This window comes from Dyella sp. S184 (assembly GCF_009766065.1).
Taxonomy (GTDB): Bacteria; Pseudomonadota; Gammaproteobacteria; order Xanthomonadales; family Rhodanobacteraceae; genus Rhodanobacter.
This window is the reverse complement of sequence record NZ_LMUE01000009.1, coordinates 336,065-356,335: the sequence shown is the minus strand read 5'-3', so window position 1 is coordinate 356,335 and position 20,271 is coordinate 336,065. Positions and strand designations below refer to the sequence as shown.

19 protein-coding genes are annotated in these 20,271 nt (G+C 60.3%); 10 read left to right on the top strand and 9 right to left on the bottom strand.

Annotated features, from left to right (window positions below; translation table 11 throughout):
* Positions 1-3: 3 nt before the first annotated feature.
* From GSQ75_RS13810 to GSQ75_RS13800, 3 genes are all read left to right on the top strand, one after another.
* On the top strand, positions 4-465 hold the full coding sequence (locus GSQ75_RS13810; RefSeq protein ID WP_158755441.1) for a hypothetical protein: 462 nt from the start codon (positions 4-6) through the stop codon (positions 463-465).
* Between the two features lie 117 nt (positions 466-582).
* The gene (locus tag GSQ75_RS13805; RefSeq protein WP_158755440.1) at positions 583-1,830 is read left to right on the top strand and encodes an MFS transporter; all 1,248 of its coding nucleotides are present in this window, start codon (positions 583-585) and stop codon (positions 1,828-1,830) included.
* Positions 1,827-2,210, top strand: coding sequence for a VOC family protein (locus GSQ75_RS13800; protein ID WP_158755439.1), 384 nt, complete (start codon positions 1,827-1,829; stop codon positions 2,208-2,210). Before GSQ75_RS13805 ends, GSQ75_RS13800 begins: the two co-directional genes overlap by 4 nt.
* Before the next feature lie 7 nt (positions 2,211-2,217).
* Here GSQ75_RS13800 and GSQ75_RS13795 read toward each other — a convergent pair whose 3' ends face one another.
* Positions 2,218-3,501, bottom strand: a complete 1,284-nt coding sequence (locus GSQ75_RS13795) for an ectonucleotide pyrophosphatase/phosphodiesterase (protein WP_158755438.1) — start codon at positions 3,499-3,501, stop codon at positions 2,218-2,220.
* 49 nt (positions 3,502-3,550) lie between these two features.
* Here GSQ75_RS13795 and GSQ75_RS13790 point away from each other — a divergent pair, with 49 nt between their 5' ends.
* Positions 3,551-3,940 (top strand): hypothetical protein, encoded by a 390-nt coding sequence (locus GSQ75_RS13790; RefSeq protein ID WP_158755437.1) that lies wholly within the window; start codon positions 3,551-3,553, stop codon positions 3,938-3,940.
* A 192-nt stretch (positions 3,941-4,132) separates the two neighbouring features.
* Here the strand turns inward: GSQ75_RS13790 and GSQ75_RS13785 are convergent, their stop codons facing one another.
* Together GSQ75_RS13785 and GSQ75_RS13780 are read right to left on the bottom strand one after the other, a co-directional pair.
* Positions 4,133-4,648, bottom strand: a complete 516-nt coding sequence (locus GSQ75_RS13785; RefSeq protein ID WP_158755436.1) for a methylated-DNA--[protein]-cysteine S-methyltransferase — start codon at positions 4,646-4,648, stop codon at positions 4,133-4,135.
* Positions 4,645-6,141, bottom strand: a complete 1,497-nt coding sequence (locus GSQ75_RS13780; RefSeq protein ID WP_158755435.1) for a DNA-3-methyladenine glycosylase 2 — start codon at positions 6,139-6,141, stop codon at positions 4,645-4,647. The genes GSQ75_RS13785 and GSQ75_RS13780 overlap by 4 nt, the downstream gene beginning before the upstream one ends.
* 146 nt (positions 6,142-6,287) lie before the next feature.
* Here GSQ75_RS13780 and GSQ75_RS13775 point away from each other — a divergent pair, with 146 nt between their 5' ends.
* Positions 6,288-7,466, top strand: coding sequence for a GAF domain-containing sensor histidine kinase (locus GSQ75_RS13775; RefSeq protein WP_158755434.1), 1,179 nt, complete (start codon positions 6,288-6,290; stop codon positions 7,464-7,466).
* 27 nt (positions 7,467-7,493) lie between these two features.
* Here the strand turns inward: GSQ75_RS13775 and GSQ75_RS13770 are convergent, their stop codons facing one another.
* Positions 7,494-7,856, bottom strand: coding sequence for a response regulator (locus GSQ75_RS13770; RefSeq protein WP_158755433.1), 363 nt, complete (start codon positions 7,854-7,856; stop codon positions 7,494-7,496).
* 333 nt (positions 7,857-8,189) lie between these two features.
* Here GSQ75_RS13770 and GSQ75_RS13765 point away from each other — a divergent pair, with 333 nt between their 5' ends.
* Entirely contained in the window at positions 8,190-9,806 is a 1,617-nt protein-coding gene (locus tag GSQ75_RS13765; protein WP_158755432.1) for a hypothetical protein, read from the top strand.
* 37 nt (positions 9,807-9,843) lie between these two features.
* Here GSQ75_RS13765 and GSQ75_RS13760 read toward each other — a convergent pair whose 3' ends face one another.
* The 3 genes from GSQ75_RS13760 to GSQ75_RS13750 form a co-directional block, all read right to left on the bottom strand.
* Entirely contained in the window at positions 9,844-10,437 is a 594-nt protein-coding gene (locus tag GSQ75_RS13760) for a cytochrome b (RefSeq protein WP_158755431.1), read from the bottom strand.
* The gene (locus GSQ75_RS13755) at positions 10,434-11,525 is read right to left on the bottom strand and encodes a catalase family peroxidase (protein ID WP_158755430.1); all 1,092 of its coding nucleotides are present in this window, start codon (positions 11,523-11,525) and stop codon (positions 10,434-10,436) included. The genes GSQ75_RS13760 and GSQ75_RS13755 overlap by 4 nt, the downstream gene beginning before the upstream one ends.
* A gap of 220 nt (positions 11,526-11,745) precedes the next feature.
* Entirely contained in the window at positions 11,746-12,312 is a 567-nt protein-coding gene (locus tag GSQ75_RS13750) for a hypothetical protein (RefSeq protein WP_158755429.1), read from the bottom strand.
* A gap of 193 nt (positions 12,313-12,505) precedes the next feature.
* Between GSQ75_RS13750 and hutU the strand changes: the two genes are divergently transcribed.
* The 3 genes from hutU to GSQ75_RS13735 are packed head-to-tail and all read left to right on the top strand — an operon-like array spanning position 12,506 to position 16,231.
* Entirely contained in the window at positions 12,506-14,176 is a 1,671-nt protein-coding gene (gene hutU / locus GSQ75_RS13745; protein ID WP_158755428.1) for a urocanate hydratase, read from the top strand.
* A 49-nt stretch (positions 14,177-14,225) separates the two neighbouring features.
* On the top strand, positions 14,226-15,638 hold the full coding sequence (dgt, locus tag GSQ75_RS13740; RefSeq protein WP_158755427.1) for a dGTPase: 1,413 nt from the start codon (positions 14,226-14,228) through the stop codon (positions 15,636-15,638).
* Positions 15,638-16,231, top strand: coding sequence for a hypothetical protein (locus tag GSQ75_RS13735; protein ID WP_158755426.1), 594 nt, complete (start codon positions 15,638-15,640; stop codon positions 16,229-16,231). Before dgt ends, GSQ75_RS13735 begins: the two co-directional genes overlap by 1 nt.
* 126 nt (positions 16,232-16,357) lie before the next feature.
* Here GSQ75_RS13735 and GSQ75_RS13730 read toward each other — a convergent pair whose 3' ends face one another.
* Positions 16,358-18,325, bottom strand: a complete 1,968-nt coding sequence (locus tag GSQ75_RS13730) for a DUF2779 domain-containing protein (RefSeq protein WP_158755425.1) — start codon at positions 18,323-18,325, stop codon at positions 16,358-16,360.
* A 445-nt stretch (positions 18,326-18,770) separates the two neighbouring features.
* Between GSQ75_RS13730 and GSQ75_RS13725 the strand changes: the two genes are divergently transcribed.
* Positions 18,771-19,448: a hypothetical protein gene (locus tag GSQ75_RS13725; RefSeq protein WP_158755424.1), complete on the top strand. Its 678-nt coding sequence runs from the start codon at positions 18,771-18,773 to the stop codon at positions 19,446-19,448.
* A gap of 131 nt (positions 19,449-19,579) precedes the next feature.
* Here the strand turns inward: GSQ75_RS13725 and GSQ75_RS13720 are convergent, their stop codons facing one another.
* The gene (locus GSQ75_RS13720) at positions 19,580-20,260 is read right to left on the bottom strand and encodes a hypothetical protein (RefSeq protein WP_158755423.1); all 681 of its coding nucleotides are present in this window, start codon (positions 20,258-20,260) and stop codon (positions 19,580-19,582) included.
* Between the last annotated feature and the right edge of the window lie 11 nt (positions 20,261-20,271).

The window sequence follows — 20,271 nt, the reverse complement described above, 5'->3', positions numbered from 1 at the left end:
TCCATGACGCATACACGCTCATCCACACTGATCGCGATCCTTTATGGCGGATTCGTCGCCGGCACGATCGACATTGGTGCCGCTTCGTTGATCAACGGGATCAGTCCCTTCATCATCCTGCGCGCCATTGCCAGCGGGCTGCTGGGCAAGGCCGCGTTCCAGGGTGGCATGCCAGTCTCGTTGCTGGGGCTGGCGCTGCAATGGGCGATGTCACTGCTGATCGCGGCCATCTTCGTCTTTGCCGCGCGGCAGCTGGCGTGGTTGAACCGGCGTTGGGTGACGGCTGGCGTGCTCTACGGCGCGGTGGTGTTCGTGGTGATGGAATACGTGGTCGTGCCACTTTCCGCCGCATGGCCGAAAGTGCATTTCACCACCCATGCGTTTATCGAGAATCTGTTGGCGATGCTGCTGTTCGGGCTGATCGTGGCGTTCTTTGCCCGCAGTGCCGATACGACGTCGAGATAACCGTCGGTTACATCATCGATGCTCAGATCGTCATGGAGAAATGACTGCTGTGGCACAGAGGTATGCCGTTCTCGTGTGTCTTGGCATACTGCCTCGGCGCTTGAGCGGATCCTTGCCATGACTGTTGATGCCATACCGACGATCCACCACGGCACGCCTGAGTTCCGGCGTACCAACCTCGCGCTGTTCGCCGCCGGTTTCGCCACGTTCGGGCTGCTGTACTGCGTGCAGCCGCTGATGCCGGAGTTCAGCCACGACTACGGCGTGAGCGCGGCGGTCAGCGCGCTGTCGCTGTCGCTGACCACCGGCGTGCTCGCGTTCGCGATGCTGTTTGCCGGCGCGCTGTCGGATGCATGGGGGCGCAAGTCGGTGATGGTGGCGTCGCTGCTTTCATCCGCGTTGCTCGTACTGGTAACCGCAGTGATGCCCAGCTGGTCGGCACTGCTGGTCGTGCGCACCTTGCTCGGGCTGACGCTGAGCGGCTTGCCGGCGGTGGCGATGACCTACCTCAGTGAGGAAATGCACATCGAATCGATCGGCCTGGGCATGGGGCTGTACATCAGTGGCAGTGCGGTCGGCGGCATGGGCGGACGTCTGATTACCGGTGTGCTGACTGACTTCGTGGGCTGGCGCATAGGCGTGACTGTGGTTGGTGTGATCGGTGTGCTGGCGGGTCTGATCTTCTGGCGCGCGCTGCCACCGTCGCGGCATTTCGTGGCGCAGCCACTGCGCTGGCGCTTCCTGCTGGGTCGTTTTACCGGCATGTTCCACGACCGCGGTCTGCCGTGGCTGTTCGCCGAGGGTTTCCTGCTGCTCGGTGCCTTCGTCACCGTCTACAACTATCTTGGTTATCGCCTGCTGGCGCCGCCGTACAACCTGAGCCAGGCGGTGGTCGGACTGATCTTCGGCATCTATCTGGTCGGTACCTTCAGCTCGGCCTGGATGGGCCATCTGGCCGGCCAGCTCGGGCGTCGCAAGGTGCTGTGGACCGCGTTCGCACTGATGCTGGTCGGTGTGGCGTTGACGATGACGAGGCCACTGCTGCTGATCATGCTCGGCATCGTGGCGGTCACGTTCGGCTTTTTCGGTGGCCACTCCATCGTCAGCAGCTGGGTGGGACGTCGCGCCGGCGTGGCGAAGGCACAGGCGTCCTCGATGTACCTGTTTTCGTACTACATGGGATCGAGCGTGGCCGGTGCCAGCGGTGGCCTGTTCTACGCGGCACACGGCTGGAATGGCGTGGCGCTGTTCGTCGGCGTGCTGGTGCTGGCCGGTCTGTTGATCGCACTGCGCCTGTTTACGCTGCCACCACTGGTGAACGTGGCGACGCCGCCGACGCCGATGAGCAAGGGAGCGATGCCGTGAAGATCGATGCGCTTGATCACCTCGTGCTTACCGTGGCTGACGTCGGTGCCACCTGTGTGTTCTATACGCGCGTGCTCGGCATGCAGGAGATCAGTTTCGGTGCCGGTCGCAAGGCACTCGTGTTCGGTGTGCAGAAGATCAACCTGCATCAGTACCGGCACGAGCTGGAACCGAAAGCCGAACGGCCCACGCCCGGGTCTGGCGATCTTTGCCTGATCACCTCGGTGCCGCTGGATGAAGTGATCGAACACCTGCATGCCTGCGACGTGCCCGTACTCGAAGGCCCGGTGCCACGCACCGGTGCGCGCGGGCCGATCATGTCGGTGTATTTCCGCGACCCCGACCAGAACCTGATCGAGGTCAGCAACTATCCCGGCTGAGCGGGGCTCAGCGGTCCGCCGGCTTCAGCATGTCCTTCACCGCGTCGTAATCGCCATCGTTCGCGGCAGGCGGCAGGCCGAGCAGATGTGTCATCAGCGGATAGACGTCCACATTCGGGAACGCGGCCACTTTGGCATCCACTCTAAACGCCGGTCCGTGCGCCACGAACAATGCCTGCATCAGCGGATCGGCATTGTCGTAACCGTGTTCGCCGATGCTGATGTCGCCCTTGTGGCTGGCGAGATAGTCGGTGGTGGTGACGCGCCAGCCGACATTGGCCAGGCACAGCAGCTGCGGCACGCGCGGATTGCTGCCGTAGTGGAGGCGTGCCGGCACGCGGGTCTTGTCCCAGCACTGCATGTGCGGCTGCGGTTGTTCGAGCTGGTGCTCGATCGTGGCGAAATCACCGATGGCCTTCGCACTGCCATCCTTCGGATTGAAGCCGGCCAGGATGCCCATGCTCACCGTCTGCACCTGGTCGAGCGGGATCAGCCGGTCGATCAGCACGCTGTTCGGCAGCGGGTTGCTGGCCATGCCGTGATCGGCCAGCACGATCAGGTTGATCTTGTCGAACAGGCCGCGTTGCTTGAGTCCCTGCACCAGCCGCGTCATCGCTTCATCGGTTTCGCGCAGCGCATCGTTCACCTGCGGCGTATCGGGCCCGTATTTGTGGCCGGCGTGATCGACTGCATCGAAATACAGGGTGAGGAACGTCGGTCGCTCACCGACTGGCTGGTCCAGCCATGCCAGCACCTGGTCCACCCGCTGATCCGGTGTCACCTTGCCGTCGTAGGGCATCCACTCATCCGGGTGGTGGTCGTGGATGTTCGCCTCGGCGCCGGGCCAGAACATCGTCGCGGTACGCAGGCCATGTGCATCGGCGTTCTCCCAGATCGGCGTGCCCTCGGCCCACCAGCGGCCGTCGCTGACGGCCTTGCGATTGCCCAGCGAGAACTTGCCCAGTTGCGCATCGAACATCGTGTTGTTGACGATGCCGTGGTGATCCGGGTACAGGCCGGTCACGATGGTGTAGTGGTTCGGGAACGTCAGCGACGGGAACGACGGCTGCATCGACGCGGCGTGCACGCCGGTCTTCGCCAGCATCGCGAGCGTGGGGCTGAGGCCACGGTCGATGTAGTCGTAGCGATAGGCGTCGATCGAGATCAGCAGCAGCGGTGTGGGCGAGCTGGCCGTCGTCGCGATGGGCGTCGGCGCAACCGGTTGCTGGGTGGCGCAACCAGCGCTGAATGCCACCAGAGCGCACAGCAGCAGGCGAAACGGGAATTTCATACGTGTGCTCCTACGATGCCATTACCATCCCGCATGATCGCGCACTGTCATGACCATTACATGTGTCATCAAACATTTTCCCGTGACGCATACGCTGCTGATCGGAACCCTTGCACTGCTGCCACTCGGTGTGGCTTGTGCTGACCAGTCCACGCAGGCACAGGCTGCGCAGTTCCAGCAGACCGTGCAACAGCAACAGACGCGCGACCAGTTGCAGAAGAGCCAGCAGCAACAGCAGCTGCATCAGAACGTGTCGGACAACGCCAAGCTGCCGCTTGCCGGCAATCCGCAGGCACAGCAGCAGATCGAGCAGGCCGATCGCGCGCAGCAGGATCGCGATCGTGCGACCCAGCAGGACCTGCTGAATCGCCAGCAGAATGCTGCCGACTTGCCGCGTGTCGTGCCGCCGCCACAGCCGGCGCCGACCAGCGGCGGTTGAGTCACTGCATCAACGCATCAACTCTGAGTCGTCATTCCGGCGCAGGCCGGAATCGCTTTATAAACCGTGAAGTCGGTCATCCATCAGCAATGAATTGAATAAGCAAGCAAGTGCGATTCCGGCCTGCGCCGGAATGACGAGTAGGTGTCATGCGGGGCAGGTGTCATGTGAAGCAGGTGGCGAATCTGCGATCTATGGCGGACAGACAAACAGATCGCCTCGCACCACACGATCTTCCATCGCCAGCAGGAAACGCTTGATCGGCAGGCCGCCGCCGAAGCCGGTGAGGCTGCCATTGCTGCCGATCACGCGGTGGCAGGGCACGATGATCGGCAGCGGATTGCGACCGTTCGCGGCGCCCACGGCGCGTACGGCGGCAGGTTGGTCGATGCGCCGGGCCACTTCGCCGTAGCTGATCGTGACGCCATAGGGAATCTGCTCGAGTTCCTTCCACACCGCCAGCTGGAATGGTGTGCCGAGCGGGTGCAGCGGCAAATCGAATACTTGCCGTGCGCCGGCGAAATATTCCTCCAGTTGCACGCGTGCGAACGCCAATGCCTTGGACGAATGCACCCATGACGGTGGCGCTGCCTTAGGGTGCCGATTGGTTTCGAACCACACCTCGCGCAGGCCCTGCGCATCGGCGACCAGGCGCAGCGTGCCGATTGGCGTGAGCATGTCGTCGTAATGGATTTTTTCAGTCGTCATGGTTTGCTCCGTTTCGCCGACGCTGCATCGCTGGCGCTGCGCCATAGATGCATCACCGCGTAGGCGCGCCATGGGCGCCACGTCTCGGCCAAGGCAGTGAGTGCCTTCGTGCTCAGTTCGGGTGCATCGCCGGCGGCGACGCGGCGCAGGATCAGGTCGGCGGCGGGGAATGCATCCGGATGACTCATCGCGCGCATCGCCATGTAATGCGCGGTCCATTCGCCGATCCCGGGCAGGGCGACCCAACGCTCCACGAATTCGTCCAGTGGCTGCTCCGCACGGAAATCGATGCGCCCGTCCAGCAGTGCTTGCGCGATGCCACGAATCGTCGCGGCCCGCGCGGTAGTCACGCCGATCTCGCGCAGGTCGGCTTCCGCCAGCCGTTCGGGCGTGGGGAACAGGCATTCGAGTCCGGGCAGCAGCGGCACGGCCAGCGGTTCGCCGTAACGATGCACGATCCGCGTCGCCAGCGTGCGTGCCGCCGCCACGCTGACCTGTTGGCCGAGCACGGCGCGTACCGCGATTTCGAAACCGTCCCAGCCGCCGGGCAGGCGCAAGCCGGGGCGCTTGCGCAGCAGCGGTTTCAGCACACCGCCGGCACCGAGCGTGGCGGCGATCGCTTGTGGCTCCGCATCAAGGTCGAACATCCGCCGCAATCGCGTCACCACCGGCAACAGCTGCGCCGGCTGCGGGCAGTGCAGCTCCAGTTTCAGTGCATGCTCGCCTTTGGGCCATGCACTCAATCGCAGCCATCCCGGCGCATCCGCTACGCCGAACACGCGCATGTAACTGTGCTCATCGACCAGCTCCACGCCCGGCAGCGAACGTGTGCGCAGGAACGCCAGCAAAGTCTCGAAGTCGTATGGCGGCCGATAACCGAGCCGCAGTACCAAGGCGTCGCCGACGACCGCACGAGGATGCCGGCGCAGCTCGCGCGGTGGAATGCGGTTCGCCTGCAGGAATGCGGCATTGAAGCGACGCAGGCTGCCGAAGCCCGAGGCGAGCGCCACTTCAGTCACCGGCAGCGCCGTCTCGGTCAGCAGCTGCTTCGCGAACAGCAGGCGACGCGTCGTGTGCACGTCGATCGGTGGCGCGCCGAGATGTTCGACGAACAAGCGCCGCAATTGCCGCGCACCGATGTCAACGCGTGCTGCCAATTGCTCCAGCGAATGATCCACAAGCAGGCCGGCATCGATCAGCTTCAGCGCACGCGCCACCACATGCTCGCCGCGCTGCCACACGGCATTGCCGGGTGCCAGCTCCGGGCGACAGCGCAGGCACGGCCGGAACCCCGCGGCTTCTGCGGCTGCGGCGCTCGCGTAATAGCGGATGTTCGTCGGCTTCGGCGAGGGTGCCGGGCACACCGGGCGGCAATAGATGCGCGTGCTGGTAACGGCCGTGAAGAACAACCCGTCGAAGCGCGCATCGCGGCTAAGGCGAGCCTTTTCGCAAACCTTGAAGTCGGGCAGGGTGGCGATCGACGGTTCGGACATGCCCGCAGGTTAGCACCGGGCCGGAGGCCAGACTCGCCGTTTTCGGACATCAATGCCTGACCCGCTTCTTGCCGGTATGCATACAAGACTCCCGTGTCCCAGCTAAGCTGCACGGCATGTATACGGATGAAAGCAATGGAATGTCGATGAGCCGGCCGATTGCGGCCGACGTGGCGGCGATTGGACGCCTTGGCTCGGTACCCACGATCCTGCAGACGGTCGCGCATACGACCGGCATGCGCTTTGCGGTGATCGCCCGCGTTACGGATACGAAATGGACAGCCTGCGCGGTCCATGACCTGATCGACTTCGGCCTGAAAACCGGCGGCGAGCTGGTGCTGGAATCCACGATCTGCAACGAGGTCCGGCAGCACCATGAGCCGGTGATCTTCGGCGAGGCCAGCCGCGATCCGCGATTTTCCCGGCATCCGGTGCCGAAAATGTATGGTTTCGAAAGCTACGTCTCGATCCCGATCTTCCGGGTCGACGGCGAATTTTTCGGCACGCTGTGCGCGCTCGACCCGTTGCCCGCCAAGCTCGATGATCCGAACGTCCTCAAGACGCTGCAGCTGTTTGCGAAGCTGATCGCTACCGAGCTCGAGTCCGAGGAACGTCACGAACAAAGCACGAACGCACTGCTGGATGCCCAGCAGACGGCGAAGCTGCGCGAGCAGTTCATCGCGGTACTCGGGCATGACCTGCGCAGTCCGCTGAGTGCGATCCGGGTAGGTGCCGACATTCTGCAAGCGGATTCGGATAAGCGCAGCCAGCGGGTTGCCCTGCATATCCAGCGCAGCTGTGACCGCATGACCGAGATGATCGAGAACATCCTCGACTTGGCGCGGGGACGCCTTGGCGGCGGCATTCCGGTGGCGCTGCAACCGGTGGACAACCTTGCCGTTGCATTGAACCACGTCATTGCCGAGGTGCAGGAAAGTCACCCCGGCCGGGAGCTCCGGGTGACGATGGCCATCGATCGGCCCGTCAATGCCGACGCGCATCGCATCGCACAGTTGCTGGCAAACCTGCTCAACAACGCGATTACCCATGGTGCGGCCGACCAGCCGGTATCCGTCACGGCGATGAGCGACAAAGAGGGCTTCGAGCTGTCCGTGGCCAATGCAGGGCCACCCATCCCCCCCGAGAAGATTGACCGCCTTTTCCAGCCATTCAATCGTGGCGGGGAAGAGGCTCCGCAACCAGGGCTTGGGCTTGGTCTGTATATCGCAGCCGAAGTGGCGAAGGCGCACCACGGTTCCCTGGATGTTTCATCGACCGCGCAAGACGGCACCTGCTTTGTTTTCAGGATGCCGATCAACGCCTGACCAGGGCGCAGCTTTCCGCGCAACCGATCAGTTCGGCGTGGCCTTTTTCAGCGCATCGAGCAGCGCATTCAGTCGGAACGGTTTTTTCAGTACGGTGCAGCCGGCATAGGCGGGCGGCAACTCATCCGCTCCGGTCAGGACGCAGATCGGTATGTGTCGGGAGTTGAGCGTTGGCAGCAGTTTCTCGGTCGTCGTCGTGGCCAGCCGGTAGTCGATAAGCGCGATGTCCGGTTCGGACGTCTCAAGCAGGCGTTGAGCCTCCTCCACGGTCGAAGCCGGGCCGAGCATCCGGTACTCCCTCGACTCCAGCGCGATCTCCAGCGTTGCCGCGATCAGCATGTCGTCTTCCACCACCATGACAAATGGCCCGCTCGGCGATGCAGTACTCATGTGGGCATCCTCTTATGTTCTGCATGGAACTCATGCAGGGGATTGAACGGTGGGTTGCCGCGCTTGACTCAAAGCGTGAAATAGTTAGTCGCAAATCATCCTCGCCCATCAACCTCGCAAATCGACAACGTCTGACTTCACTACGAACCACTTCGTGCGAAGGTGGCGCGAAGACGCCGTTTCAGCACTTGATGCATATCGCCGTCGCTGTCCGGGATGGCGTGCGTGACAAAAGTCCATCGACTTGCATATCGCGCATGCCGGCAAACCCGGCAGACATCGGCCCCAGGCCGGTGCTACTGTCGCGACTCATCTGCCTGGGGGAGGCACGACATGGGTTCAGGTCCACGCTGGCTGCTGATTGTGGCGATCGCCCTGCTTGGTGTTGGCGAGTGGGCCTGGGGTATCTGGTCGGGGATGACGCAGATGACCCAGCTGCATACCCAGTTGGTGCGGCAGCAAGCGGCATTCCACCTGCCTGCTGCCAAGCGCCACCTTTTCACGCGTGACGAGGTGAAGACGTTTCTTGCCGCCGCGAAGCAGGCCGAAGCTATCAAGGACCCACTTCAGCGCTGTCTCGCCTATCCCGATCCACCCCGCAGCCACTGGTCACCTGATGCAGTCGCCGCCTACTGCCATTACCGCCTGCAACCGGTCATCTCATTTGCCGAAGCGCAGGCGTTGATCCAGAGCGGTAAGGCCGCAGAGCTCGACGGGCGTCTTGCGCAGGCATTGCACGATCAACAGACACAAGCGGGTTCACCCGGGGTTCTCAATCAGATTTTTTACCAGGATTTCGGGAACGGGTCGTTCGATATCCGCCCGACCCTGGATGCGTGGAAACGTGACTCGCCGACGAGTGCCTTCGCGTACGCAGCCAGTGGCTTTGCCGATGTGGAAATGGCGGCCAATGCACGCGGAAGCGCCTACATGAGCGATACGCCGCAAAGCAACGTGGACGCCATGAATCGGTTGCTGTCTCAGGCCGATACCGATCTGCGGCGAGCCATCGAATTGAATCGGCAGGTCACGCCGGCCTATGTAGCCATGATCAATGCCGGAAAGATGGGGCCGGGCCGTACGTATATCGACGAGGCTGCTCGACGCGGGCTGGCAGTAGCGCCCGCTGATTACTCGATTTCCAGCGCGCTCATGGTGGCGGAACAGCCGAAATGGGGTGGTTCGCTGTATGCCATGACAGGACTTGCCCGCAGAGCGCAGACTCACGCCAAGGACAATCCTCTGTTGGTGCTGTTGCTCGCAGAGGTACCCGCGTATGAGTACGACGTCTGTAATTGCGAATCCAGAGCAGACTGGGCGGCTTATCCGACGGTGTTCGACAACGTCGCCAGCTTGAACCTACTGTCCAATGCAGGATCCGCCGCCGCGTCAAACAACCATCCCGAACTGTCGGTCGTCTATCTTTCCGAGGCATTGCGCTTTCAGTCAGCGACAGATGCCATTCGTCGCAAACGTGCCTCCGGCCTAGCCGCCTTGGGTGAATCCAAGATGGCGCTCGACGATGCCAACAGCCTGATCGCGGCCGATCCAAAAAATGCCGATAACTACCAGATGCGCGGCATCGTTTACATGGACATGGCGGACAATCGCCATGCGGAGCAGGACCTTGAGACCGCACTTGCACTGAACCCTGACGATATCGACGTGCTCAGCGAACTTGGCAACATCTACACCAACGTAACGTACGAGTGGGACAAGGGCTGGGATGTCGCCGATCGCATCATCCGTAAATACCCCGACAGTCCTGGTGGCTGGGTGATGCGGGCGACCATCCAGGAAAACCAGCCGCGCGCAGGCTTGAACGAAACCTACCAGTATTTCGTCAACCACTTTGGTAATGATCCCGGCATGCAATGGCAGATCACTCACATGCGCGAGCTTCTCGCCAAGGCGCCGCAGGGCGATTCAGCCAAGACCGTGTCGAAGTAGTCCCGTTAAGCTCTTGCCGGTCAGCACGGCTGGTGTGTCAGGAATCGTCGGTGCCTGCTTCTTGGGTCAGTGAGTAGAGTTCTTCACCAGCCTTCTTTTCACCCCGAACCATGCTCGACAACACCCCGTCGCGGCGGATCAGGCCGTGATACAGCGCCGCGCCCATGTGTGCGAGAAACGTCAGGAACAGCAGCATCGCGAACCAGCTGTGCATGTGACGCAGCACGGCGAAGGCGACGGGGCTGGTCGGGAAGATCGGCGGCAGCCGCAGCGAATCGCTCAGCATCACCGGGTAACCGCCGGCCGAAAGCATGGCCCAGCCAATCAGCGGCATCGCCAGCATCAGGATGTAGAGCAGCCAGTGCGAGGCATGCGCCGCCAGTTTCTGCACGGCGGGGAGATCGGCCGGCAACGCGGGCGGCGGATGACGCAGCCGCACGGCCAGCCGCACCACGGCCAGGATCAGGATCGCGATGCCCAGCGGCTTGTGGACGCGCAGCAGCCATTCATGGCGCTCGGACACGGAGGCCACCATGCCGACGCCGATGAACAGCATCGCCAGGATCATGGCGGCCATCAGCCAGTGCAGTATCCGGGCGGGCAGGGAGAAGGTCTTCGCGTCGGATTTCATGGTTTGGCCTCCGGCTTCGGATGCGCGACGGCGGCGCCGGGCAGATGGGCTTCCTCGCTGGTGCGGCGCAGGTAGGAGTCGGCATAGGCTGCCGAACGCGCGGGCAGCAACGGATCGTCGGAGGCCTCGATGCCGTCGGGCAGCACCAGCGGGTCATAGTTGATGTCGCGGCAGGGGCCGCTTTCCTGCGGCTCGGTGTGCTCGAGCACCAGCGTGCCGGCGTCGATCGTTTGGCGGTCGGCCGGCCATTCCTTCGTGGCGTCATGGGTCGGGTCACCCGGCTGGGCGAGCGTCACCAGCAGATGCCAGTGCAACGGCCCCTGCGACAGGCGTTGCGCCAGGTCGCTCGCCAGATAGTCCGGGTTGCCACCGCTGCCAGCGTCGCTGCCGGTATCGGTGGCTTCGGGCACCATGCGCCAACGCACCGCCTGCCGCTTGCCGGCGCTATTGGTGAAGACGAAGGCGTCGAGGCTCCAGTAGTTTTCGGTCGCGAAGCTGGCGGACGGTTTCGCTGTCTTCGCCCACGCACGGAACGCGGCCGTTTCCGGATGCGCGGCAAAGAAGGCCGCCACTTTTGCCGGATCGGGTTTGCCGGTGGCCGGGTCGGGTTGCTGCGCCTTCAACTGATCGTAGAAGGCTTGCGGCGTCGACACCGGAAACACCGGCATGCTGTTCATGCCGGTGCGCCACTGCTGCCCGTTGGCCTGCGCGAAGCGCAGCGCCATGCTGCGGATCGGCACACTGCTGTCCGGCGCATACGGATTGCCGCCGGGGATCGCGAAGCGACCGACCAGCGGGGTGCGGCCGGGTGCGAATACCTGCGCGTCGGAATAAGCCTGCGCCTGGCCGTTGCTCTGGAAATAGCCCACCACGCACACGCCCTTGGCGTGATTGCGGCGATAACCGGCGAACGTGCCGGCGTTGTCCTGCAGTTGGTCAACAATGCGTTTTGGGGTGAGCCGGTGTGGCGCCAGCCAGCCACCGACGTAGCCGAAGGCGGCCACGACGAGTGCGATCACGGCAACGATCAGCGCCCACGAACCCATGTTGCCTTTACGTCGTTCGGGCGCGGAAAGTTCTTCTTGCATGCTGTGACTCCTGGAAGATGCACGCCGAATCAAGCGCGGCAGGTCGTTGCGCCGGATTTCCCGCCGATGCAAAACATTCGCCCGGCCATGGCGAGCGGTTACATGTGTGGGGAGAGGCTACACCCGGCAATTCCGCGGGACGCACTCCATTGGGCCGATTCGTGCACATGGCGCGAATCGGCGGACCAGAATCCATGCACACCCTGGCGATCGGCGCGGATTACCTGACCGGTGCCATCAAGTGCTGATACGGCGTGCCGGCCCACATCACATACGGCGCTGACGTGTCGGGGACTGCGTTCTTCGGGTAATTGTCGTAAAAAGCCGGGTCGGCACCCACGATCATGAAATGCGGCCCGGTCCTGATCCAGTGGTTGCCGTTTTCCGGTTTCTTCGCGTACGGGTCCGTGTTGCTCGCATCCGTGCCGCCTTCCAGCATGTACATCAAGCCGATCTTGCCGACCGGCGGCGGCTGGTGCCCGACATACGCCTGTACCCAGGCCATCGCGTTCTTGTCCATGCACATCGAATCCGGTCCCGGTACCCCCGGGTTGTCCGGCATGCAGGTGAAATCATTGCTGCCCTTGCGCAGCGTGCGCATGGTTCCATCCGCTCCCATCGCCATGATCGTCGCGTCCCTTGCCACCCGTGCCGGTGCGGCGCGCATCGCGCTCGCGATCATTTGCGCATCGGTCGGTGCCTTCTTGTCGGCCGCCTGCGTGGAGCCCATGAGAACAAGCATCGCGGCGACAACGGTAAACCGGGTCATCGAGCCAGTGGCATGCATGACAGCCTCCTCGGAGTTTGTTGTGGCGGTTTCCCCTGGATCCCCTTGACCAGTTTCTGCCGCTGTCCCGGCCCCGGCAATCGGCCATAAGCCCGAACGCAAGCGGGGCGACCTAGGCCGATTGGCGGTGGCCGCGCGCGCGCCGCATAATCGGTGCTTGTGCCTTGTCTCACCGTCTTCGAAGGACCTGCCCATGAACGCCCCCACCCGCATCGACACCACCCGTACCATCCGCGCGCCGCGCGGCACCGAGCTTTCCTGCAAGAGCTGGCTCAGCGAGGCGCCGTTCCGCATGTTGCAGAACAACCTCGATCCGGAGGTGGCGGAGAACCCGGCGGAGCTGGTGGTGTACGGCGGCATCGGTCGCGCCGCGCGCAACTGGGAGTGCTTCGACGCGATCTTGAGGTCCCTGCGCGAGTTGAACGACGACGAGACCCTGCTGGTGCAGTCCGGCAAGCCGGTCGGCGTGTTCCCCACGCACAAGGATGCGCCGCGCGTGCTGATCGCCAACTCCAACCTGGTGCCGGCGTGGGCGACCTGGGAGCACTTCAACGAGCTCGATAAGAAGGGCCTGATGATGTACGGCCAGATGACGGCCGGCTCGTGGATCTACATCGGTTCGCAAGGCATCGTGCAAGGCACCTACGAGACCTTCGTCGAGATGGGTCGCCAGCATTACAACGGCAGTCTCAAGGGCAAGTGGATCTTGACGGCCGGCCTCGGCGGCATGGGCGGCGCGCAGCCGCTGGCCGCGTCGCTGGCCGGTGCGTGCTCGCTCAACATCGAATGCCAGCAGAGCCGCATCGACATGCGCCTGAAGACGCGCTACGTCGACGAGCAGGCCACCGACCTCGACGACGCGCTGGCGCGCATCGAGAAATACACTAAGGCCGGCGAAGCGAAATCCATCGCCTTGCTTGGTAATGCGGCCGACGTGCTGCCGGAACTGGTCAAGCGCGGCGTGCGTCCCGATGCCGTCACCGACCAGACCAGCGCGCACGATCCGGTCAACGGCTACCTGCCGCAAGGCTGGACGCTGGAGCAGTGGTTCGCGCGCCGCAAGAACGATCCGCAGCGCACGCGCGATGCCGCCAAGCACTCCATGCGCACCCACGTCGAAGCGATGCTCGCCTTCCACGCGCAGGGCATCCCCACCTTCGACTACGGCAACAACATCCGCCAGATGGCCAAGGACGAAGGCCTCGCCAACGCGTTCGCCTTCCCCGGTTTCGTGCCGGCCTACGTGCGCCCGCTGTTCTGCCGCGGCATCGGCCCGTTCCGCTGGGTCGCGCTGTCCGGCGATCCGGAAGACATCTACAAGACTGACGCCAAGGTCAAGGAACTCATCCCCGACGACCCGCACCTGCACAACTGGCTCGACATGGCCAAGGAGCGCATCAGCTTCCAGGGCCTGCCGGCGCGCATCTGCTGGGTTGGCCTGGGGTTGCGCGACAAGCTCGGGCTCGCGTTCAACGAGATGGTGCGCAATGGCGAGCTGAAGGCGCCGGTGGTGATTGGGCGCGATCACCTCGACTCTGGGTCGGTCGCCTCACCGAACCGCGAAACCGAGGCGATGAAGGATGGCAGCGACGCGGTCTCCGATTGGCCGTTGCTCAACGCCATGCTCAATACCGCCGGTGGCGCGACCTGGGTGTCGCTGCATCACGGCGGCGGCGTAGGCATGGGCTACTCGCAGCACTCGGGCGTGGTGATCGTCTGCGACGGCACGCCGGAAGCGGACAAGCGGATCGCGCGGGTTTTGTGGAACGATCCGGGCACCGGCGTGATGCGGCATGCGGATGCGGGGTATGAGATTGCGGTGGAGTGTGCGAAGGAGCAGGGGTTGAAGTTGCCGATGGTGTAAAAACACTGGTTGTGATTAAAATCCGAAAACTATAAATGGGGGATGTCTCATGGACGAAAATTATAAGAAAATTCTCGTTTCAAAACGTTTTAGGTCTAGTTCAAGAGGAAATAAGGGCATCCTTCAAGAGTCGGAGAGCGACCGAGCGCGCGTACTATATTCTGCGGCGTTTAGAAGATTGCAACGTAAGACACAAGTCTTCCCTCTCGAAGAAAATGCAGCTATTCGCTCAAGGCTAACGCATTCGCTAGAAGTTGCTCATGTAGGGAGATTTTTGGCAACGAGCTTCATCAAAAAGGTAATAAATACATCAGATAATCGCTCTGCGAAAAAATTGGGCATTGATGGAGAGGTCTCCCTCGCCATTCCAAATATTGTCGAAACAGCGTGTCTTCTTCATGATATTGGCAATCCACCCTTTGGCCATTTTGGGGAGTCCGCAATTGCGAACTGGTTTAAGGGCTATTGGTCTCGATGTGACAAGGGGATAAAGAGCGAGGTAAAAAGTCTCGAGCTAGAGAAAGATTTGGCAGCTTTTGATGGTAACCCTCAAGGGTTCAGGATAATTACAAAATTGTCGGGTGTTGATGATCACGGGATGAATCTTCTTCTGCCGCAGATTGCATCGACAGTAAAATACCCTATCAATCCTGGTGGAATTGATAAGTCTGTGCCCCTCGAGAAAAAAGCTGGCCTCTATTACACGGAGGCAGGCTTGTGGGACAGGATTTGCGATGATCTTGGAATGAATAAGGGGCAACGCTTCCCGCTGGCTTACATGATGGAGGCTGCGGACGATATTTCGTACTGTCTCAGTGACATAGAGGATGGAATAGAGAAGGGCTTCTTTAGCCATAAAGATTTTGTCAGGGAAGTTCTGTTGGGCGTAAAAGGTAATAAGAAAGCAAAGTCGCTAGTAATTGATGCACGAGATTCGGCATCTAGATCAAAAAGTTTTGTCGAAGAGAATGTTTCTTTCAGGGCAAAGTTGGTCAATTACTTAGTTAATGAAGTTTCTTCGGTATACATTAAAAAGCATGCCGAAATATTTAGTGGTGAACTTCCTGGGCTAATAGAGGCTTGTCCGGTCGCTGGCGCGTTGCTAGACGCAATCAAGAAAGCGGTGTTTAAGCTTTTGTATGGGAGGCGTTCATCAGTAGAGCTTGAGTTGACCGGCCTTGCGGCTATAAATGGAATTCTTAGAAACTATGAGGCGCTCCTCGATTTAGAATTCAAAGATTTTGAGAAGATAGTGCGAGGAAGGCGTTGCGAACGTCATCTGGACGCTGAGGTAAAAATGTTTTCTTTGCTGGCAAAGAAGCATGTTGCGGCATATGAGCGTTCTCGTGATTTGGAAGGGGAGCGGCTTGCGCGAGTGCGCCTGGTAGTGGATTTTGTGGCAGGTATGACGGACGTCTTTGCACTACGCACGTATCAGATATTTTCTGGGATACGAGTCTGATGAATACCATTTATCACCCAATATCAATAATTTATGACTTAATTGAAAGCTTGGGTGAGGACTACACATTTAAATTTTCAAAGTATTTCTATCGCCCTCAAAATCCTTTGGATGAGCGCGAAATTTTCAGCGTGATTGGCGCAGAGATCAACGACGATTGGCTCGAAAAGCAGATTGGTCAGTTGTCCCCTGGGTGGGAGCTTGCACTCAATTCAGAGGTTGTCGACCCACGGAATAGACGGTATCACATGCCGATGATTGATTTTTATGGACGAGAAACAGATTTCTTATTTTCTCCATATTTTCGATCCATGGTTGGCGGGCGCTTTCACAGTTCGATGAGTATTTTTGATAGTGGTCGCAGTTATCACGCATATTCGCCAATGCTCATGAGCAACAAGGAATGGATCGGATTTATGGGAGCGTTGCTCTTGTTGACCCTACCAAACTCTCCTCCCGTTGTTGACGCCCGGTGGGTTGGACATCGGCTTATTGGCGGGTATTCGGCCTTGCGATGGAGTTGCAATAGCGCAAACTACCTTCAATATCCTGAGCTCGTTCCTTTATCTACCATTATTCCAGGCAGGAAGTAGGTGGCCTAGGTAGCGTTCGAAGGAGGCTACTGAGGTATGCCATTTCTGTTCGTGCGGGTGATAGGTGCACTTTTTTGTGATTGCTATTGCCTTTAACGGGGAAACTTTCAATCTGCGTGGATTTGCTTAGGCGTTATTTACGGCGTCGTCTCTCATAAGAAGTTCTTGTACTCCGTCCCAAGCAAAAACCATCGCAAGTGTGTCTAGTTCGCAATAACGTAGGAGCTGCGCACGTAGCTTTTGTGAGGCGGCGAGATTGAGTTGCCCATTTTGCAAGAGCCCGTACGCCACCATGGCAGCACCGCCATCGGCTACAAAAGCCCCGTCCTCCTCAAGCCCCTCAAGGTCTGAAAGATCTGGATCATCCGAGCGCTTGTCGAGCAAGAGGTAGGGATCAACGAGGCTGCCAGAGTCATCCATCCGCACCCATGTATGGTCCGTAAAATTCAAGCTTGGAATGCCACCTTGACTGCCATAGATCGGCGCCGAGTATTTGGACTGTAACTTGGGCGTGATCGCGAGAATGGCCGGAAGTAGCTTCTTTATGGAGCTGCTGCCACGCGTGTTTGGGAAGAATGCCGTGTTGTGGATTAAGCGCCCCAGATCGAACAAGCGTCCAAGTGTAGCGTCTGTACCAACCAACTCATCGACGAACTCAATTAGCTCATTGCGATCTTCTACTTCATCGACGGATGCAGACTGTAGCTGTGACCTCACCTCCTTTAGCACCGTGCGCTCATGATCCCACCAGTGCAGCACACTCCCTTTGTCGTCGCTCAAGGTCGTTTTCAGAGCGCGCAAGGTGTCGAAATTGGGCAACGTATTCAGAGTTTCGGCAAGGTACTGCGTGGCGTGGCGTAAAGCTCCATCAGCCTCGAGCCGATGATGCGAGAACTGAAAAAGTAGTTGCTCATACGGCTTAAGATTGGGATGAAAGGGCAGCGCTGGTCGAGATGTCTCAAAATCGATGAAATGAAGCGGGAACGATAACGTACTCAGCCGTTTTCGAATCGCCGCAGCACGGAGAAAGGCCCCATCTAGGGCTCCGCGTGCTTCCTCCGATTGCAGCCATTGGCGATGGGACAGCGTGATTTCATCTGGTCCTTCTTTAAAGCTCACATCCTCCGACTCAAGATCTGTCAGAAGCATCTTTCCAGCAGCAAGGAGAGCATCGGTTTTGCGCGATTGATACAGATCGAGCACTGTCCCTCGCTGCGCCGCTTCGGGAGTTACGCCGGCAGCTTTTTCCAGACATTCTAAGCGTCCATCGAGCCTTCCATCTGCGAGTTCCGCAGGCGTTGCATGAAACTGGCAGGCCTTACAAAAAGCTCCAAGTTTGGGCGGAAACGGAACATCATCGAGGCGATGCGCCAACTCTTCAATTCCTCCCTCAAAGCTGAATTCCCATCCACCCATGATCAAAGGGAGCGCTTCCAATTCGTCTAGATCATTGTCAACGGGAAGCGCATGCAGTACCGCACGCGCTATCGCTCCATCGCGTAGTGTTGGATCGACCTCGATCCTGATGCTTCCATCGACTTTCGTGATTTGAAGACGCTGCGCAAGCCGAGCTTCGCGACAGATGACGGTTTTGTTGGGCATCATCAGGTGACAATGAATTTCTGCGTCTGGGAATGCCTTTCTAAGGACATACCGTTGAAACGCCACGTCGTAGAGATAGGGCTTCATTTCGGCGAGAAAGTTATTCTTCGCGCCACGAATCTTAGGGTCTGCCGGATCGACGCCCTTAGCCTTGACTTCATATAGATCAAGGCGTTGACCACGCTTTTGCAGCAAATCAGTCCGAATGAATAGTCGACCAACCCGAATGGCAGCCTCAAAAAGAACTACCTCGTCGCGCTGCAGCGCCGAGTTAGTTTGTGCGACTTGCGCATCGTGACCGAGCGCATCGATTTCCATGCCTTCCGGAAAAATGCACTTGGCCAGCGCGCCGACTTGATGGCCGCCATCCGCCAACGCCAGCATAAATTCATTGGTGACATTGGCATTGGCGTAGCTCGGATCATCGCTGTAGTTAAGCTTTGTTGGACACTGCAGTGCCAGCGTGAAACGACTCTTGGTGAGATATCGCATAAGCCCTCCTAGCTAAAAACGTCAGAAATAATCGGGTATGAATCCATCACTCTACGCTCACTGCCGCTACGCGTATCCAAATTAGGGGGCGGAGGCAATTAAGTAGAGTACCGATTCGCTCGAATGGTCCCCGGCGCCATTCTTTAATTCTTTGCATTCTTTCTATGCGCGCGGCGGTTGACACCATCCGCTCGCGATAGCAGACTTCCACTCCAAGGAGCCTAGAAACTCCCCACACAGCGGTACCCACCTCCGACAAACCGGTGGGTTTTTTGTGCCTACGTGCGTTGTAGGTACAACCGACGCGAACCCTGCGTCGGGAGGGCGGCTAATACAACACCCGCAAGGGGAATACGCCCGCCGGCTGTGTGCGGTTTCTAGCCTCCCGACACCCCGTCCGTCGTCATGCCGTGGACGGGCACTTCTATGGGATTAGGAGGCGACCATGTCGACGTTCGATGCGGATGATCTGGAAACGACGGGCTATTTCCTGCCGGAGGACAGCCAGCTGCGGCTGAAGAAGCTGCGCGAGTATGTGGAGTTCCTGGCCAACCTCGCGCGCCCGCGCGGGGCGGACGAGGCCAAGGAGTGGTATGCGGAGATTCGCCCGGGCGAAGTGGCGATCTGCCTGGAACTGCTGGAGGAACAGATCGGACTGGTGATGGAGGAACTCTCCTGGCCGGCCGAGCGTGGCGAACGGGCGGCAGCAGGCGAGGCCGATGCGCACGCGGACGCGGAGGATGGCACGGAAGCCGCGGAACCGGATGTCGCCGAGCCGGTGATGGATGAGGCCGGTGACCGCTACCTCTTTGGCGTCACCCTGGATCAACTCGACGAGATCAACCTGCTGCTGAGCAGCCTGCGGGCCCTTGGCAATGTGGTGACCTGCAGCGATCACGCCGAGCTATCCGATGTCACGCTGTCGATCATGGGCGATGCCATCGTCCGCGACGTGGAGAAGCTGCGCGACATCAATAGAGACGTGAATGCGCAAAGACTGGAGCCACCGCACGGGACGAAACCCGGCGTACGCGAAGATCGGGCCACCTACCTCGCGCTGCCCGTACGCTCACCGCTTGGCCGCACGTCGCCCATCGTGCGGCAGCATCCGACCTACCAGTAGCAGGGAAGCAGGGGGATTACCGATGAACCTCCGGCTTGGCCAGATCGAGCCGGAGCGGGTGCTGTAGGCTGCGGGTTCGAGAGTCCGCCATATTTTCAGAGTCCGTTACATTTAAGGTATGGCATCTTCCCTCAGCGCTGGCATAGCAGGAACGCGCTGATCAGCGCACCTATTACGACGAGGGTGCCGAATAGCAGTGCCATCTTGCGGCCAACTTGCGTGTCGGCAACGCTGGCGACACCGCCCGGCATGACGACGAGGGATGTCGGATCGCCCGATCCAAGCATTCGATGCATGTCCTCGATGGTTGTGGGCATCGGAAGTGCCAGGCCGTCATCCGCACGCCGCGTCATGAACAGCAGGTTGCCAGCGTTGGCCACCAGTTTGGGTGCAGGGATGTTCCAGCCCGTTCCTGAGCGGACGCCAGGTTGTGTTCGCACGATGACGATCTGTTGAACCCTCCGGCCCTGCTCGGGCCGAAGGTCGTCGGGTGCCCAGAGCATGGTCGCCAGCAGATCGGCCGGACCCAAGCGCAGGCTCTCATCGGCCAGATCGCGATGCAGCTCGTCCAACAGCGAGCTGTCCGCCGAATCCGTCGATCGGGCATGCACGAAACGCTCTTCGCGACCATCCATGCACCAGCACAGTGCGATCGGCGTGAGGTCCCGGTCGAACATCGCTGCCACTGACACCAGACGATCGCGAGCCATGCCGAGATTCAGCATGTCGGGTTTGTCGACCCAGTCGGTTGGAAATTCGATACCTCGGTAGATCTCGGCGACGACACGCGAGGTAACGATGGGCTTTTCCAAGAGCGGCTCTC

Excerpts from the sequence above, each read along its gene's own strand:
- GSQ75_RS13810 (WP_158755441.1), top strand. The coding sequence starts at position 4 with ATGACGCATACACGCTCATCCACACTGATCGCGATCCTTTATGGCGGA.
- GSQ75_RS13760 (WP_158755431.1), bottom strand. The coding sequence starts at position 10,437 with ATGAAATCCGACGCGAAGACCTTCTCCCTGCCCGCCCGGATACTGCAC.
- hutU (WP_158755428.1), top strand. The coding sequence starts at position 12,506 with ATGAACGCCCCCACCCGCATCGACACCACCCGTACCATCCGCGCGCCG.
- GSQ75_RS13735 (WP_158755426.1), top strand. The coding sequence starts at position 15,638 with ATGAATACCATTTATCACCCAATATCAATAATTTATGACTTAATTGAA.
- GSQ75_RS13790 (WP_158755437.1), top strand. The coding sequence starts at position 3,551 with ATGACCATTACATGTGTCATCAAACATTTTCCCGTGACGCATACGCTG.
- GSQ75_RS13730 (WP_158755425.1), bottom strand. The coding sequence starts at position 18,325 with ATGCGATATCTCACCAAGAGTCGTTTCACGCTGGCACTGCAGTGTCCA.
- GSQ75_RS13765 (WP_158755432.1), top strand. The coding sequence starts at position 8,190 with ATGGGTTCAGGTCCACGCTGGCTGCTGATTGTGGCGATCGCCCTGCTT.
- GSQ75_RS13775 (WP_158755434.1), top strand. The coding sequence starts at position 6,288 with ATGAGCCGGCCGATTGCGGCCGACGTGGCGGCGATTGGACGCCTTGGC.
- GSQ75_RS13755 (WP_158755430.1), bottom strand. The coding sequence starts at position 11,525 with ATGCAAGAAGAACTTTCCGCGCCCGAACGACGTAAAGGCAACATGGGT.
- GSQ75_RS13770 (WP_158755433.1), bottom strand. The coding sequence starts at position 7,856 with ATGAGTACTGCATCGCCGAGCGGGCCATTTGTCATGGTGGTGGAAGAC.
- GSQ75_RS13725 (WP_158755424.1), top strand. The coding sequence starts at position 18,771 with ATGTCGACGTTCGATGCGGATGATCTGGAAACGACGGGCTATTTCCTG.
- GSQ75_RS13795 (WP_158755438.1), bottom strand. The coding sequence starts at position 3,501 with ATGAAATTCCCGTTTCGCCTGCTGCTGTGCGCTCTGGTGGCATTCAGC.
- dgt (WP_158755427.1), top strand. The coding sequence starts at position 14,226 with ATGGACGAAAATTATAAGAAAATTCTCGTTTCAAAACGTTTTAGGTCT.
- GSQ75_RS13785 (WP_158755436.1), bottom strand. The coding sequence starts at position 4,648 with ATGACGACTGAAAAAATCCATTACGACGACATGCTCACGCCAATCGGC.
- GSQ75_RS13780 (WP_158755435.1), bottom strand. The coding sequence starts at position 6,141 with ATGTCCGAACCGTCGATCGCCACCCTGCCCGACTTCAAGGTTTGCGAA.
- GSQ75_RS13750 (WP_158755429.1), bottom strand. The coding sequence starts at position 12,312 with ATGCATGCCACTGGCTCGATGACCCGGTTTACCGTTGTCGCCGCGATG.
- GSQ75_RS13805 (WP_158755440.1), top strand. The coding sequence starts at position 583 with ATGACTGTTGATGCCATACCGACGATCCACCACGGCACGCCTGAGTTC.